Raw genomic sequence first — 13,298 nt, forward strand, 5'->3', positions numbered from 1 at the left:
TTAATTAACCTGCCTGTATTTAATCAACGTAGCTGTTTGAGCTCATAGAGCAGATCCAGCGCCTGTCTCGGGGTAAGGCTGTCGGGATCTATGGTGTCTAATCTGTCTAGGGCCTTTGAGGATTCTGGCATGGCGAGACTCAGCTGAGCCTGTCTGAGTTCGGGCAGGCCCTCCTCTCTGTCACGGCTCTCAAGATGATGCAGCTTGTGCTTGGCGGCCTGTACCACTTTGGCCGGTACCCCGGCTAGGGCCGCCACCTGTAGGCCATAACTCTTACTCGCCGCTCCTTCCTGCACCGCATGCATGAAGGCGATGGTGTCGTCATGCTCTATGGCGTCAAGGTGCACGTTAGCCACATTTTCCATCTGCTCGGGCAGCTGGGTCAGCTCGAAATAGTGGGTAGCAAACAGGGTCATAGACTTTAAGTTCTGCGCCAGATGTTCGGCGGCCGACCAGGCGAGTGATAAGCCGTCATAGGTCGAGGTGCCCCGGCCAATCTCGTCCATCAGCACCAGACTCTCCGGCGTGGCGTTATGCAGTATGTTGGCAGTTTCCGTCATCTCAACCATGAAGGTCGACCGGCCGGAGGCGAGATCGTCCGCGGCGCCAATACGGGTAAAGATGCGATCCACTGGGCCGATGGCGGCCTTCTGCGCCGGCACGAAGCTACCGATATGGGCCATCAAAGTGATCAGTGCGACCTGACGCATATAGGTTGACTTACCGCCCATGTTAGGACCGGTAACGATCAGCATGCGCCTCGCCGGGTTGAGGCTGACAGGGTTGGCGATAAATGGCGTCTGACTGACGCGCTCGACCACGGGGTGCCTTCCCGCCTCGATATTTATGCCGCTCTGAGCCGTGAGTTCTGGCCTGTGATAGTCCAGCTGCTCGGCGCGCTCGGCAAAGTTGGTGATCACGTCAAGCTCGGCGGCGGCGCGGGCGAAGGCCTGTAGCTCGTGCAGGCGGGGCATTAGCAGATCGAACAGCTCTTCCCATAGCTGTTTCTCCAGTGCCAGAGCCTTGCCCTGACTGGAAAGCACCTTCTCCTCATGTTCCTTGAGCTCGGCGACGATATAACGCTCTGTGTTCTTCAGGGTCTGTCTGCGCTGATAGCTCATGGGGACCAGATCTGACTCGCGGCGACTCACCTCGATGTAATAGCCGTGCACCCTGTTATAGCCAACCTTCAGGGTTGAGGCGCCGGTGGCAGCCTTCTCGCGTGCCTCGAGTTCGGCAAGGTAGTCGGTTGCGCCCTGGCTGAGTTTGCGCCACTCATCCAGCTCTGCATGATAGCCCTCTTTAATCACTCCACCGTCGCGGATCAGCATAGGCGGGTTGTCGACGATGGCGCGGCTTAGGAGGGCATGCTCTTCGGGAAACTCGCCGATAGATTGCGACAGGGTACGTAGATGTGCGCTGTGACAATCGGCTAGCTGTTGCTGTATTTCTGGCAATAGGGCTAGTGCCTGACGCAGGCGGGCAAAGTCACGGGGGCGAGCACTGCGAATGGCCAGACGCGCCGTGATACGCTCTATGTCGCCCAGGGCTTTTAGCTGCTCGTGCAGACTCTCGTGATAACCATTGTCCAGTAGCTCGTCGATAGCATCGTGACGGGCACGAATGATGTTGTGGTTGCGCAGTGGTTCGTGGATCCAGCGCTGTAACATGCGGCTACCCATAGGAGTTGCCGTGTTATCCAGTACCGAGGCCAGGGTGTTGTCGCTGCCCCCCTGCAGGTTGCGGGTCAGCTCCAGATTCTTTCGGGTGGCCGCGTCCAGCACTATGCTGTCGCACTGATTGAAACGTGTGATGGCGTTGATATGGGGCAGGGCGGTGCGCTGGGTATCTTTTACATACTGGATAAGGCAGCCAGCCGCCTGCAGCGATAACCTGACTTCGCCCAGGCCAAAGCCATAGAGGTCTTTGGTGCCGAACTGTTCCAGCAGCAGCTTGTAGCTGGTGTCATAGTCGAACTCCCATTCGGGACGGCGACGCTTACCCGAGAGCGAGGCGATCAGTGCCGGCTCGCTGAAATCTTCGCTGTAGAGCAGCTCCGCCGGATTGGTGCGTTGTAGCTCGGCTTCCAGTGCTTCTTTGCTGGCCAGCTCTGTAACCACGAAGCGCCCGGATGAGACATCCAGGGTCGCGTAACCAAAGCCAATCTTACCGTGATAGACGGCGGCAAGCAGGTTGTCTTGCCTCTCCTGCAACAGGGCTTCATCGGTCAGCGTGCCAGGGGTGACGATGCGCACGATTTTTCGCTCCACCGGTCCCTTAGTGGTGGCGGGGTCACCTATCTGCTCGCAGATAGCCACAGATACCCTAAGTTGCACCAGCTTAGCCAGATAGCCTTCTACCGCATGGTAGGGGATGCCCGCCATGGGGATAGGGTCACCGCCACTCTTGCCCCGGGCCGTTAAGGAGATCCCTAACAGCTCAGATGCGCGCTTAGCATCGTCGTAGAAGAGCTCGTAAAAATCTCCCATACGATAAAAAAGCAACATATCGGGTGTTTCGGCTTTCAGCGTCAGATATTGACGCATCATGGGGGTGTGCTTTTCAAGATGTTGAGTATCGACGGCGTTCATGAATTAACCAAGGTATCCTGCTACAAAAATGTCTGTCATAGCCCCGCGGCTAGCACAGAATGAATGGCCTCAATACTAACAATAAATTGATGGCGGTTGCGCATTTATCCTGCCTGTTTGGATAAATTTAGTGCTAATGCGCCTTGGGGCATTTAGCTGGCTTTGTCGGAGCTTAGGCAAAAATAATCGCATACAGTACTTGATACTGTATGATTGTACAGTATACTAGGTTTCATATTGAGACAGCCTAAAGCGATGCAGAAACCGTCTGCGGGCTTTAACTTAACGGATACCCCACAGCGCAGCGTCTGTGATTGAGAGGAAAGCAGAATGAAGATTGATGCGAATAAAGAGAAAGCCCTGAGCGCGGTTCTTGGCCAGATTGAGAAGCAGTTTGGTAAAGGCTCTATCATGAAGCTAGGTGAAAACCGCTCTATGGATGTTGAGACTATCTCAACGGGTTCTCTGTCGCTGGACGTTGCATTGGGTGCCGGTGGTCTGCCACTGGGTCGTATCGTTGAGATCTATGGTCCTGAATCTTCGGGTAAGACGACCCTGACCCTGGAAGTGATTGCGGCGGCTCAGCGCGAAGGTAAGGTTTGTGCCTTCATCGACGCCGAGCACGCGCTGGACCCTATCTATGCGCAAAAGCTGGGTGTGGATATCGATAACCTGCTGTGTTCTCAACCCGATACTGGCGAGCAGGCCCTTGAGATCTGTGACGCACTGACGCGTTCTGGCGCTGTGGATGTGATCATCGTCGACTCGGTAGCTGCCCTGACGCCTAAGGCGGAAATCGAAGGCGAGATCGGTGATTCTCACATGGGTCTAGCCGCGCGTATGATGAGTCAGGCGATGCGTAAATTGGCAGGTAACCTGAAGCAATCTAACACCTTGCTGATCTTCATCAACCAGATCCGTATGAAGATTGGTGTCATGTTCGGTAACCCTGAGACCACAACTGGTGGTAACGCGCTTAAGTTCTACGCCTCCGTTCGTTTGGATATTCGTCGTACGGGCGCTATCAAGGACCGTGAAGAGGTTATCGGTAACGAGACCCGCGTTAAGGTGGTGAAGAACAAGATTGCCGCACCGTTTAAGCAGGCAGAGTTCCAGATCCTCTATGGTGAAGGTATTAACCGCACAGGTGAGCTGGTGGACCTTGGTGTGATGCACAAGCTGATCGAAAAGTCGGGTGCCTGGTACAGCTACAAGGGCGACAAGATTGGCCAGGGCCGCGCTAATGCCGGTAAGTACCTGGTAGAGAACCCAGAGATTGCTGCCGAAATCGACCAGGCGCTGCGCGCCATGCTGCTGGGGGCTGGTCAAGTGGTTGCCGAGTCGGCCACTGGCGATGAGAATGTCGATCTGGAAACCGGTGAAGTATTTTAAGCTGGCCCGTTTCAGCTAATCGGTTTTTGATGACTCAGGCTTTGCAATGACCTTGGTTTTTTCATGATAATGTCGGCGATGCAAGTTGCGGTGGGCCTGCTGGCCCGCCGCGATTATTCCCGCTATCAGATAAAGAGTAAGCTGAATCAGAAAGGCTTTCTCGACGGCGAGATAGAAGCGGTGCTTGGCGAATGTGAGCGCCAGGGCTATCTCGATGACGCCAGGTTTGCCGGACTCTTGTTGCGTTCTCATATCGCTAAAGGTCATGGTCATAATAAGATTCGTCAATCCATGTCGCAGAAGGGACTGACTAAAGAGGTTATCGAGTCGACCCTCAATCAGAGCGATTGTGACTGGTTCGAGCTGGCGAGACAGAAAGCCGCCAAGAAGTATGCCGCTAGCGGCCCTATTCAAGATCAGAAAGACCGCGCCAGGCGAGTGCGTTATCTTCTCTCACAAGGTTTTGGCTTCGATCAGGTCGCCTATGCCTTAGAGGTCGACCCCGACTTAGATTAAGACTAAATTCCTGACGACTATCCAAGCAATGGCTATGGCTCAGGCGCAGGCTATGAATCAGGCAATGACTCACACTGTGCCCCAGACTATGACCCAGACCTGAATTAAGTCATAGCCTGAAAATCATCCTCGCTCTTTAGCTAGCAGACCCAATGGAAACTGAGGCTTTTTACGGTTTCTTTGGGGATCCTCGGCTAAACCTCTGGTTGTTCCCCCATAGACTGCTTATAATGCTGGGCTAACTGAGCATCGTCGGTGAACCTTTTGCTTTCATCGCTAAAATAATCAAATTCAGGATGATTTCATGTATCAAACCACTGCAGCGCTGAGAAGTGCTTTCTTGGAGTTTTTCCGCAGAAACGGTCACCAGGTTGTGGACAGCAGTTCACTGGTACCTGGCAATGATCCCACCTTGCTATTTACCAATGCAGGGATGAACCAGTTTAAAGATGTTTTCCTTGGGGAAGACAAGCGTGACTACACTCGAGCCACCACGGCCCAGCGCTGTGTGCGCGCCGGCGGTAAGCATAACGACCTAGATAATGTCGGTTACACTGCGCGTCACCATACCTTCTTCGAGATGCTGGGTAACTTCAGCTTCGGTGATTATTTCAAGCAAGATGCGATTCGTTTTGCCTGGACCTTCCTGACCGAAGAACTCAAGCTGCCAAAAGAGCGTCTGTGTGTCACCGTCTATGAGACAGACGATGAAGCCTTCGAGATCTGGAACAAAGAGATTGGCGTAGCGGCCGAGAACATCATTCGCATCGGCGATAACAAGGGGGCTGCATATGCCTCTGACAACTTCTGGCAGATGGGCGATACCGGTCCTTGTGGTCCTTGTACCGAGATCTTCTACGATCACGGCGAGCATATCTGGGGTGGCCGTCCCGGCACGCCTGAAGAAGATGGTGATCGCTTCATCGAGATCTGGAACATAGTATTCATGCAGTACAACCGTCAGGCCGACGGCACCATGGATCCGCTACCTAAGCCTTCGGTCGATACCGGTATGGGCATAGAGCGTATCGCGGCTATCATGCAGGGCGTGCACTCAAACTATGAGATCGACATCTTCCAGTCACTGATCAAGAAGACCGCCGAAATATTGGGCGTTACCGATCTGGAGAACAAGTCGCTGCGCGTCGTCGCCGACCACATCCGTTCTTGCGCCTTCCTGGTTGCTGATGGCGTAATGCCATCAAACGAGGGCCGTGGTTACGTACTACGCCGTATCATTCGCCGCGCCGTGCGTCATGGTAACAAGCTGGGTGCCAACGAAGCCTTCTTCTATAAGCTGGTACCGACACTCATCGAAGTCATGGGCGACGCAGCCAAAGAGCTGGTGGCGACCCAGGCGATCGTCGAAAAGGCACTTAAGGCGGAAGAGGAGCAGTTTGCCCGTACGCTTGAACGTGGTCTTGGTATTCTCGACAATGCCCTGAGCCAGCTAGAAGGTAAGGAACTTGATGGCGAGACAGCCTTTAAGCTTTACGATACCTATGGTTTCCCTGTGGATCTCACCGCAGATGTATGCCGTGAGCGCGATATCACTGTCGATGAAGCTGGCTTCGAAGCGGCCATGGCCGAGCAGCGTAGTCGCGCCCAGGCGGCGGGACAGTTTGATACAGATTACAACGAAAGCCTGAAGATAGATGCCGAGACCGAGTTCTGCGGTTATAGCGACCTTAACGGTGAAGCTAAGGTGATTGGTCTCTATGTCGATGGTCAGGCGGTCGATGCCCTAGCCGAAGGCGACCAAGGTGTCGTGGTGCTCGACAGTACGCCATTCTATGGCGAGTCTGGTGGTCAGTGTGGCGACAAGGGCCTATTGAGCGCCGAAGGCGTCGAGTTCCAGGTGAAAGACACCCAGAAATATGGTCAGGCAATGGGCCATATCGGTCAGGTTAAGACTGGTGGCATCGCCATGGGTCAAACCCTTAACGCTGCAGTGGACAAGAAGCTTAGACATCGCACCGAACTCAACCACTCTGTGACTCACCTGCTGCACGCCGCGCTACGTCAGGTACTGGGTATTCACGTGAGCCAGAAGGGCTCTTTGGTAGAGCCTGAGCGTCTACGTTTCGACTTCTCTCACTTCGAAGCGGTTAAGCGTGAAGAGCTTAAGCAGGTCGAAGATCTTGTTAACACTCAGATCCGTCGTAACCACGAGCTGAAGGCCGAGGTGATGGATATCGACCAGGCGAAAGAGAAAGGCGCTATGGCCTTGTTTGGTGAGAAATATGACTCACAGGTTCGTGTGGTGACCATGGGTGACTTCTCTATCGAGCTGTGTGGTGGTACTCACGTGGGTCGCACGGGTGATATCGGCCTGTTTAAGATCACATCTGAAGGTGGCATCGCCGCCGGTATCCGTCGTATCGAGGCGGTCACAGGGGCGGCGGCGATCGCTTATGTCGGTGAGCAACAGGCTCAGCTCGAACAAGCGGCTTCCTTGCTCAAGGGCGATAGTGCCTCTGTTGTGGCCAAGCTTAAGGCGCAGCTGGATAAGACTAAGCAACTTGAGAAGGAGCTGTCTCAGCTTAAAGACAAGCTGGCGGCGGCGACCAGTGCCGACCTAGCAGGTGAGGCTCAGGAGCTTGCTGGCGTTAAGGTGCTGGTTAAGCAGCTAGAAGGCGTCGAAGCCGGCGCGCTACGTGGCCTACAGGACGAGCTCAAGCAGAAGCTGCAATCTGGCATCGTAGTGCTGGGGATTGCCGGTGATGCCAAGGTGAACCTGATTGCCGGTGTGACCAAAGACTTGACCGGTAAGGTCAAGGCCGGTGAGCTTGTTGCCATGGTGGCTGCTCAGGTGGGCGGTAAGGGCGGTGGACGCCCAGACATGGCTCAGGCCGGCGGTAGCGAGCCTGCTAAACTAGCGGGCGCATTGGATTCTGTGATTCCTTGGCTGTCTGAACGTTTGGCCTAAGTTGCCTCAATAGAAAAAAGCGCTCCCTGAGCGCTTTTTTTGTGCCATATTGATTGAAGCATAGGCCGAGGTACGGTTTAACGTGTTAAATATAAAGCTGGTTTACTTGACCGCCCTTAATATCTTGGATATCTGTTAATGAAGATTTGGCTAAATCAGCGATGTGCGGCACATTTAAACGAACTAACATGCAATAAAAGGGTGTTTTTCATCAGAACACTATTAATTTGTACTAAGCTGACCGTATAATAAGGTCATAACGGAATAATGCCGTATAAGCAGAATTAGGAACTAAAGGAGCAAAAAATGCTGATATTGACTCGTCGTGTTGGTGAAACACTGATGATTGGTGATGAAGTTACTGTCACCGTTTTAGGCGTAAAGGGTAATCAAGTTCGTATTGGTGTGAATGCACCAAAAGAAGTTTCAGTTCATCGTGAAGAGATTTATCAGCGTATTCAGTCTGAAAAGTCAGGTAGCTCTTCGGAAGGCGGCAATTTTTAAGCGATAGATATAACCGGCGTTACACGATAAGAGTCAGCAAGTTTGCTGGCTTTTTTGTTTTTAGCTGCCAGCTTTTTAACCATAACGGCGACATAGCATACAGGCCCTTAGGGGAAATAGGGATAACTGCTTAAAAACAGCTCAAACAGCATTTGTTTAGGAGAAATGGTTTGACTTATTTTCTTCAAACAGTAATATGTGCGCCAAGAAAACGGAGAGGTGGCCGAGTGGCCGAAGGCGCTCCCCTGCTAAGGGAGTATGGGCTTTATCTCCCATCGAGGGTTCGAATCCCTCCTTCTCCGCCATTTCTTAACTGACAAAACAGGGCGCGTGTAGCTCAGCTGGATAGAGTACCTGGCTACGAACCAGGCGGTCAGAGGTTCGAATCCTCTCACGCGTACCATTTGTTTTTCAGTATAAAGTAGGTTTATAGATATAAGATGCGCGTGTAGCTCAGCTGGATAGAGTACCTGGCTACGAACCAGGCGGTCAGAGGTTCGAATCCTCTCACGCGTACCATCTCTTAACTTACTTAAATTTCTGTGCGCGTGTAGCTCAGCTGGATAGAGTACCTGGCTACGAACCAGGCGGTCAGAGGTTCGAATCCTCTCACGCGTACCATATTTTAAAATCGACGGTTTTGGCCGTCGTTTTGTTTGAAAGCCTAGAATTTGCGCGTGTAGCTCAGCTGGATAGAGTACCTGGCTACGAACCAGGCGGTCAGAGGTTCGAATCCTCTCACGCGTACCATTTTAGACGGAGAGGTGGCCGAGTGGCCGAAGGCGCTCCCCTGCTAAGGGAGTATGGGCTTTATCTCCCATCGAGGGTTCGAATCCCTCCTTCTCCGCCATTATTAAAACCCGCAACCTAAGTTGCGGGTTTTTTTATGCCTGTTTTCTGTATCTCTCAAAGCTTACCCCATCTGGCCCATGGTTAAGCCAGACCTCCTCATGCACAGCCGATAACCTGTATAGATTGCATAATTTTGCATTTCTCGCAGGTTCTCGTTCGTATTCGTGAATTCAATTTTCAAGCGGGTTAGGGCTTTTTAATCAAATTCTGCATTTGGCGGCTAAAATATTATGTGATCGTCAAAAATAACTGCTATTTATTGTGAAATAACCGAATGCCCCTTATCAATTAGTCTTATTTTGGTAAGACCAATTTACAACGTACTCGCCTTTTTGTTATAGATTGGTTAAGGTTTCCTGGCTAAAGGCGATCCCTTTGCGCCCTAATCGACGACACCTGTCATGTCATCGGTCGATTTTTAAGCGTGTTACCTGAATAAATAGCATGTCGTGCGGCTAGGCCGTTAGTCTGATGTGCTCGATTAACCTGAGAGGATAGTATGGAATCAATGGCTCAACAGATAATGGAAGCACTGACGATCATGGTGCTGGGAATGGGGTTGGTGTTTATCTTCCTAACTATACTCATTGGGGTCGTTAATCTGGTGGCCTGGAGGTGTGCGCCTAAGCCCAGTCTTGCACCACTCGCTGAGGCGAGTGAGCCGCAAGCGCCACGTTTTCCAGGCGTCGACCCTAAGATGGTCGCCGTGATCACCGCCGCCGTACATCAATATCGCGCCAAAGCATAAATAGAAGTAGGGAGTTTTTATGAGCAAGCCACTTGCATTAACCGACGTCGTGTTACGCGACGCCCATCAATCGATTCTTGCCACGCGTCTTCGTATCGACGATATGCTTCCTATTGCCCCCTTACTGGACAAAGTGGGCTTCTGGTCGCTGGAATCCTGGGGCGGTGCCACCTTCGACGCCTGTATCCGTTATTTGGGGGAGGATCCCTGGGAGCGGATCCGTGAGCTCAAGAAGGCGATGCCCAATACGCCGCAGCAGATGTTACTCAGGGGACAGAATCTCTTAGGCTATCGTCACTATGGCGACGACCTGGTGCATAGGTTTGTCGAACGCGCACATGACAACGGCGTCGATGTGTTCCGTATCTTCGATGCCATGAATGATGTGCGTAATCTGGAGACGGCCGTTAAGTCTGTGGTCGAGGTGGGTGGTCATGCTCAGGGCACCATCTCCTACACCACGAGTCCGGTACATACCTTAGAGACTTGGGTGGACATGGCTAAGCGTCTGGAAGATATGGGCTGTCACTCGCTCTGTATCAAGGATATGGCCGGCCTGCTAAAGCCTTTCGATGCTTTCGATCTCATCAGCCAGCTCAAGGCGCAGACAAACCTGATTGTCTCCATGCAGTGTCATGCCACCACAGGCTTGAGCACGGCAACCTACCAAAAAGCGATAGAGGCTGGCATCGACGTGCTCGATACCGCCATCTCTTCCATGAGTCAAACCTACGGCCATAGCGCTACCGAGACCCTGGTGGCCATGGTAGAAGGCACAGACAGGGCCACAGGCTATGACATGGCGCTGCTGGAGCAGATCGCCGCCTATTTCAGGGAGGTGCGTAAGAAATACGCCGCCTTCGAAGGAGAACTCAAGGGGATCGATTCGCGCATTCTACGCGCCCAGGTACCCGGTGGCATGCTTACCAACATGGAGAATCAACTGAGGGAGCAGGGCGCCGCCGATAAGTTGGACCTGGTGCTCGAAGAGATCCCTAAGGTGCGTGAAGATCTTGGTTTTATTCCGTTGGTCACGCCTACCTCGCAGATCGTTGGCACCCAGGCGGTGATCAATGTGCTCACCGGCGAGCGTTATAAATCGCTCACCAAGGAGACCGAAGGGGTGCTTAAGGGTGAATATGGCGCCACGCCTGCCCCGGTTAACAGTGAGCTGCAGGCTCGTGTGCTGGCCGGTGGCGAGGCGATCTGTTGTCGCCCGGCCGACTTGCTGCCCAATGAGCTAGACAGTTTGAGAGCCGAGCTCAATGACAAGGCCGCCAGCGACAAGATAAGTTTGGCTATAGAGGTGGACGATGACGTATTGACCTACGCGCTCTTCCCACAGATTGGCCTTAAGTTCCTTAAGAATCGTGATAATCCTGATGCTTTCGAGCCTAAACCCGAAGCACCTCAGGCCGCAGCTCAAGCCACAACTCAAGCCGCATCGTCTAGCGAGCCGGTCGCTACGCGCCAGCCACAAGGTAAGGAAACCTATACGGTCAATGTTCAGGGCCAGAGCTTCGTGGTAGAGGTCTCTCCCGGCGGCGACATCAGTCAGATAGTGCCGAGTGAGAACGTGGTGCCTTTCGCGGCGCCAGAACCCGCAGCTCCAGCGGTCGGCGACGGGGCGCCCATGAATGCGCCTTTGTCGGGTAACATCTTCAAGGTCAATGTACAGCCAGGTGACGCCGTTAAGGCGGGGGATGTGGTGATCATCCTAGAGGCGATGAAGATGGAAACGGAGATCCGCGCCGAATCCGATGGCGTGGTCGCCAAGGTGTGGGTCAAGGAAGGTGACTCTGTTGCCGTTGGCAATCAATTGCTTGCCATAGCATAGGAGCTGAGATGGACGGATTAATCGCCTTTTGGGCCGAGTCGGGTATTGCTAACTTTACCGGTGGCCAGTTGTTGATGATGGCTGTGGGTGGGCTCTTGCTCTATCTGGCTATCGCCAAGGGATTTGAGCCACTGCTGCTCTTGCCTATCGGTTTTGGTGCCATATTGGCCAACATTCCCAACGGTGGCTTCACCGAAGAGGGCGGCATGCTCTATTACGCTTATCATGTGGGGATCGAGACCGGGGTCTTCCCCTTGTTGATCTTCATGGGCGTCGGTGCGCTGACAGACTTTGGTGCCCTTATCGCCAACCCTAAGATGCTATTACTGGGGGCCGCGGCGCAGTTTGGTATCTTTGCCACCTTAATTGGAGCCATCGCGCTCAACGCTGTGCCTGGATTTGAGTTCTCCATGACGGATGCGGCGGCCATTGCCATCATCGGCGGCGCCGATGGTCCGACGGCTATCTTCCTCGCCTCCAAGTTGGCCCCTGAGCTGCTCGGTGCCATTGCGGTGGCGGCATACTCCTATATGGCGCTGGTGCCCATCATCCAACCGCCTATCATGAAGCTGCTGACCACTGAGGCCGAGCGTCAGATCAAGATGGAGCAGCTGCGTGAGGTGAGTAAGCTTGAGAAGATCATCTTCCCACTCGCCGTGCTGGGGCTGACCATACTCTTCCTGCCGGCGGCGACTCCCTTGGTGGGCATGTTCTGTCTGGGCAACTTAATGCGCGAGTCCGGTGTGGTCGACAGACTCTCCAATACGGCGCAGAACGAGTTGATCAACATAGTGACCATCTTCCTGGGTCTGGCGGTCGGCTCTAAGCTTTCGGCGGACAAGTTCCTGCAGCTGGAGACCTTAGGCATCTTGGTATTGGGGGCCGTGGCCTTCGGCATCGGTACGGCCGCCGGTGTACTGATGGCCAAGCTGATGAGTAAGCTTTCTGGCGGTAAGATCAACCCACTTATCGGCGCCGCAGGTGTCTCGGCCGTGCCTATGGCTGCCAGGGTGGTGAACAAGGTGGGTCTGCAGGCCAATCAGCAAAACTTCCTGCTGATGCATGCCATGGGGCCGAACGTGGCCGGTGTGCTGGGCTCTGCGGTCGCCGCCGGTGTCTTGCTGGCGGTACTGGGCGGCTAGCCTTTTTAGACTCGAAGCGTCTTAAACCTAAAAGCGGTCGGCACCTGTGTCGGCCGTTTTTATTTTTTCTGTTTAATCGACTTGCTTAATCGACTCGTGGCATTACGTCCTGATTTAACGCCTTTTTATGGCTTGATTGATTACGCCTCTCCACCAAGCTGGCTGCCATTGGGCTTACCTTAATCAAGCTAATGCTAAAGCGCTTGATGCAGATCAACGTCTGCCTCGCAGGTTTAGCGTCTAATAAGTGTGACGCAGCTCTCAATACGTCTGTTTTGGTGAGCCATGATCCAATAAGTGAGGAGTAGACGATGGAATTACGACCCAACTGTTATACCGATATCTGTGTGAACGGCAAATGGTTTCATTATGATCACGGCGACCTTTCGGTGTTTATGTTAAACGGCGGCGATCCCTTAACCTTCGAGCTAAGTGAGTTACCCACCACAGAAGCCGAGCTTGAGGCGCACTTGGAAAGCTTTACCCGCCAGGGCTAACGAGGTTAAGTCAACCGCGCAGGTTTTGCCCGGCGGTGAGCCAGAGCAGAAAGCCGAGCGAGAAGATGAGGGTAGCGCTGATCGCTATGATGTAGATAAAGCCTTTCTTGCCTTGTTTCAGTGGCACGCCGTTGAGATAGAGAAACAGCGCCCAGAACAAACTTAAGATGATTGGCAGTAAAAACAGGCGAGCCATGACGGTTAATCGTTACCTTATTGCTGGGTGCAGTTAATATATGATTTAAACTTACTATTTCAGATTTAACAAGCAATTAGCAATAAAAAAGCCG

At 53.2% G+C, this 13,298-nt stretch carries 10 protein-coding genes and 6 tRNA genes; 14 read left to right on the forward strand and 2 right to left on the reverse strand.

Annotated elements, in window-relative coordinates:
• Positions 1 to 23: 23 nt before the first annotated feature.
• Positions 24 to 2,591 carry a DNA mismatch repair protein MutS gene (mutS, locus tag L2731_RS10820; RefSeq protein WP_249253092.1) on the reverse strand — a complete coding sequence of 856 codons (2,568 nt, stop codon included), beginning with the start codon at positions 2,589 to 2,591 and terminating at the stop codon, positions 24 to 26.
• Between the two features lie 330 nt (positions 2,592 to 2,921).
• Between mutS and recA the strand changes: the two genes are divergently transcribed.
• The 14 genes from recA to L2731_RS10890 all read left to right on the forward strand — a co-directional run bounded on the left by recA (position 2,922) and on the right by L2731_RS10890 (position 13,008).
• Positions 2,922 to 3,983, forward strand: coding sequence for a recombinase RecA (recA, locus tag L2731_RS10825; protein ID WP_041510488.1), 1,062 nt, complete (start codon positions 2,922 to 2,924; stop codon positions 3,981 to 3,983).
• Between the two features lie 63 nt (positions 3,984 to 4,046).
• Complete coding sequence (gene recX, locus L2731_RS10830; protein WP_249253094.1) at positions 4,047 to 4,499, forward strand: recombination regulator RecX; 453 nt, start codon at positions 4,047 to 4,049, stop codon at positions 4,497 to 4,499.
• A gap of 304 nt (positions 4,500 to 4,803) precedes the next feature.
• On the forward strand, positions 4,804 to 7,428 hold the full coding sequence (alaS, locus tag L2731_RS10835; protein ID WP_249253096.1) for an alanine--tRNA ligase: 2,625 nt from the start codon (positions 4,804 to 4,806) through the stop codon (positions 7,426 to 7,428).
• Between the two features lie 306 nt (positions 7,429 to 7,734).
• Entirely contained in the window at positions 7,735 to 7,932 is a 198-nt protein-coding gene (csrA, locus tag L2731_RS10840) for a carbon storage regulator CsrA (RefSeq protein ID WP_011865020.1), read from the forward strand.
• 213 nt (positions 7,933 to 8,145) lie between these two features.
• Positions 8,146 to 8,237: transfer RNA gene (locus L2731_RS10845), tRNA-Ser, on the forward strand.
• A 21-nt stretch (positions 8,238 to 8,258) separates the two neighbouring features.
• A tRNA-Arg gene (locus L2731_RS10850) sits at positions 8,259 to 8,335 on the forward strand.
• A 39-nt stretch (positions 8,336 to 8,374) separates the two neighbouring features.
• Positions 8,375 to 8,451 (forward strand) — tRNA-Arg (locus tag L2731_RS10855).
• Positions 8,452 to 8,476: 25 nt separating this feature from the next.
• Positions 8,477 to 8,553, forward strand: a tRNA-Arg gene (locus L2731_RS10860).
• Between the two features lie 52 nt (positions 8,554 to 8,605).
• A tRNA-Arg gene (locus L2731_RS10865) sits at positions 8,606 to 8,682 on the forward strand.
• Between the two features lie 8 nt (positions 8,683 to 8,690).
• A tRNA-Ser gene (locus tag L2731_RS10870) sits at positions 8,691 to 8,782 on the forward strand.
• 501 nt (positions 8,783 to 9,283) lie between these two features.
• Entirely contained in the window at positions 9,284 to 9,532 is a 249-nt protein-coding gene (locus L2731_RS10875; RefSeq protein ID WP_041510490.1) for an OadG family protein, read from the forward strand.
• 19 nt (positions 9,533 to 9,551) lie between these two features.
• Entirely contained in the window at positions 9,552 to 11,369 is a 1,818-nt protein-coding gene (gene oadA, locus L2731_RS10880; protein ID WP_249253098.1) for a sodium-extruding oxaloacetate decarboxylase subunit alpha, read from the forward strand.
• A gap of 8 nt (positions 11,370 to 11,377) precedes the next feature.
• Entirely contained in the window at positions 11,378 to 12,511 is a 1,134-nt protein-coding gene (locus L2731_RS10885) for a sodium ion-translocating decarboxylase subunit beta (RefSeq protein ID WP_041510492.1), read from the forward strand.
• Positions 12,512 to 12,822: 311 nt separating this feature from the next.
• Positions 12,823 to 13,008: a hypothetical protein gene (locus L2731_RS10890; protein ID WP_249253100.1), complete on the forward strand. Its 186-nt coding sequence runs from the start codon at positions 12,823 to 12,825 to the stop codon at positions 13,006 to 13,008.
• Positions 13,009 to 13,018: 10 nt separating this feature from the next.
• Here the strand turns inward: L2731_RS10890 and L2731_RS10895 are convergent, their stop codons facing one another.
• Positions 13,019 to 13,204, reverse strand: a complete 186-nt coding sequence (locus L2731_RS10895; protein WP_041510494.1) for a hypothetical protein — start codon at positions 13,202 to 13,204, stop codon at positions 13,019 to 13,021.
• Positions 13,205 to 13,298: the final 94 nt, after the last annotated feature.

Source organism: Shewanella aquimarina, assembly GCF_023349185.1.
GTDB classification, from domain to species: Bacteria; Pseudomonadota; Gammaproteobacteria; order Enterobacterales; family Shewanellaceae; genus Shewanella; species Shewanella aquimarina.

What these genes read in the sequence shown, in the direction of transcription:
- mutS (WP_249253092.1), bottom strand. Translation starts at nt 2,591, where the DNA reads ATGAACGCCGTCGATACTCAACATCTTGAAAAGCACACCCCCATGATG.
- recA (WP_041510488.1), top strand. Translation starts at nt 2,922, where the DNA reads ATGAAGATTGATGCGAATAAAGAGAAAGCCCTGAGCGCGGTTCTTGGC.
- recX (WP_249253094.1), top strand. Translation starts at nt 4,047, where the DNA reads ATGATAATGTCGGCGATGCAAGTTGCGGTGGGCCTGCTGGCCCGCCGC.
- alaS (WP_249253096.1), top strand. Translation starts at nt 4,804, where the DNA reads ATGTATCAAACCACTGCAGCGCTGAGAAGTGCTTTCTTGGAGTTTTTC.
- csrA (WP_011865020.1), top strand. Translation starts at nt 7,735, where the DNA reads ATGCTGATATTGACTCGTCGTGTTGGTGAAACACTGATGATTGGTGAT.
- L2731_RS10875 (WP_041510490.1), top strand. Translation starts at nt 9,284, where the DNA reads ATGGAATCAATGGCTCAACAGATAATGGAAGCACTGACGATCATGGTG.
- oadA (WP_249253098.1), top strand. Translation starts at nt 9,552, where the DNA reads ATGAGCAAGCCACTTGCATTAACCGACGTCGTGTTACGCGACGCCCAT.
- L2731_RS10885 (WP_041510492.1), top strand. Translation starts at nt 11,378, where the DNA reads ATGGACGGATTAATCGCCTTTTGGGCCGAGTCGGGTATTGCTAACTTT.
- L2731_RS10890 (WP_249253100.1), top strand. Translation starts at nt 12,823, where the DNA reads ATGGAATTACGACCCAACTGTTATACCGATATCTGTGTGAACGGCAAA.
- L2731_RS10895 (WP_041510494.1), bottom strand. Translation starts at nt 13,204, where the DNA reads ATGGCTCGCCTGTTTTTACTGCCAATCATCTTAAGTTTGTTCTGGGCG.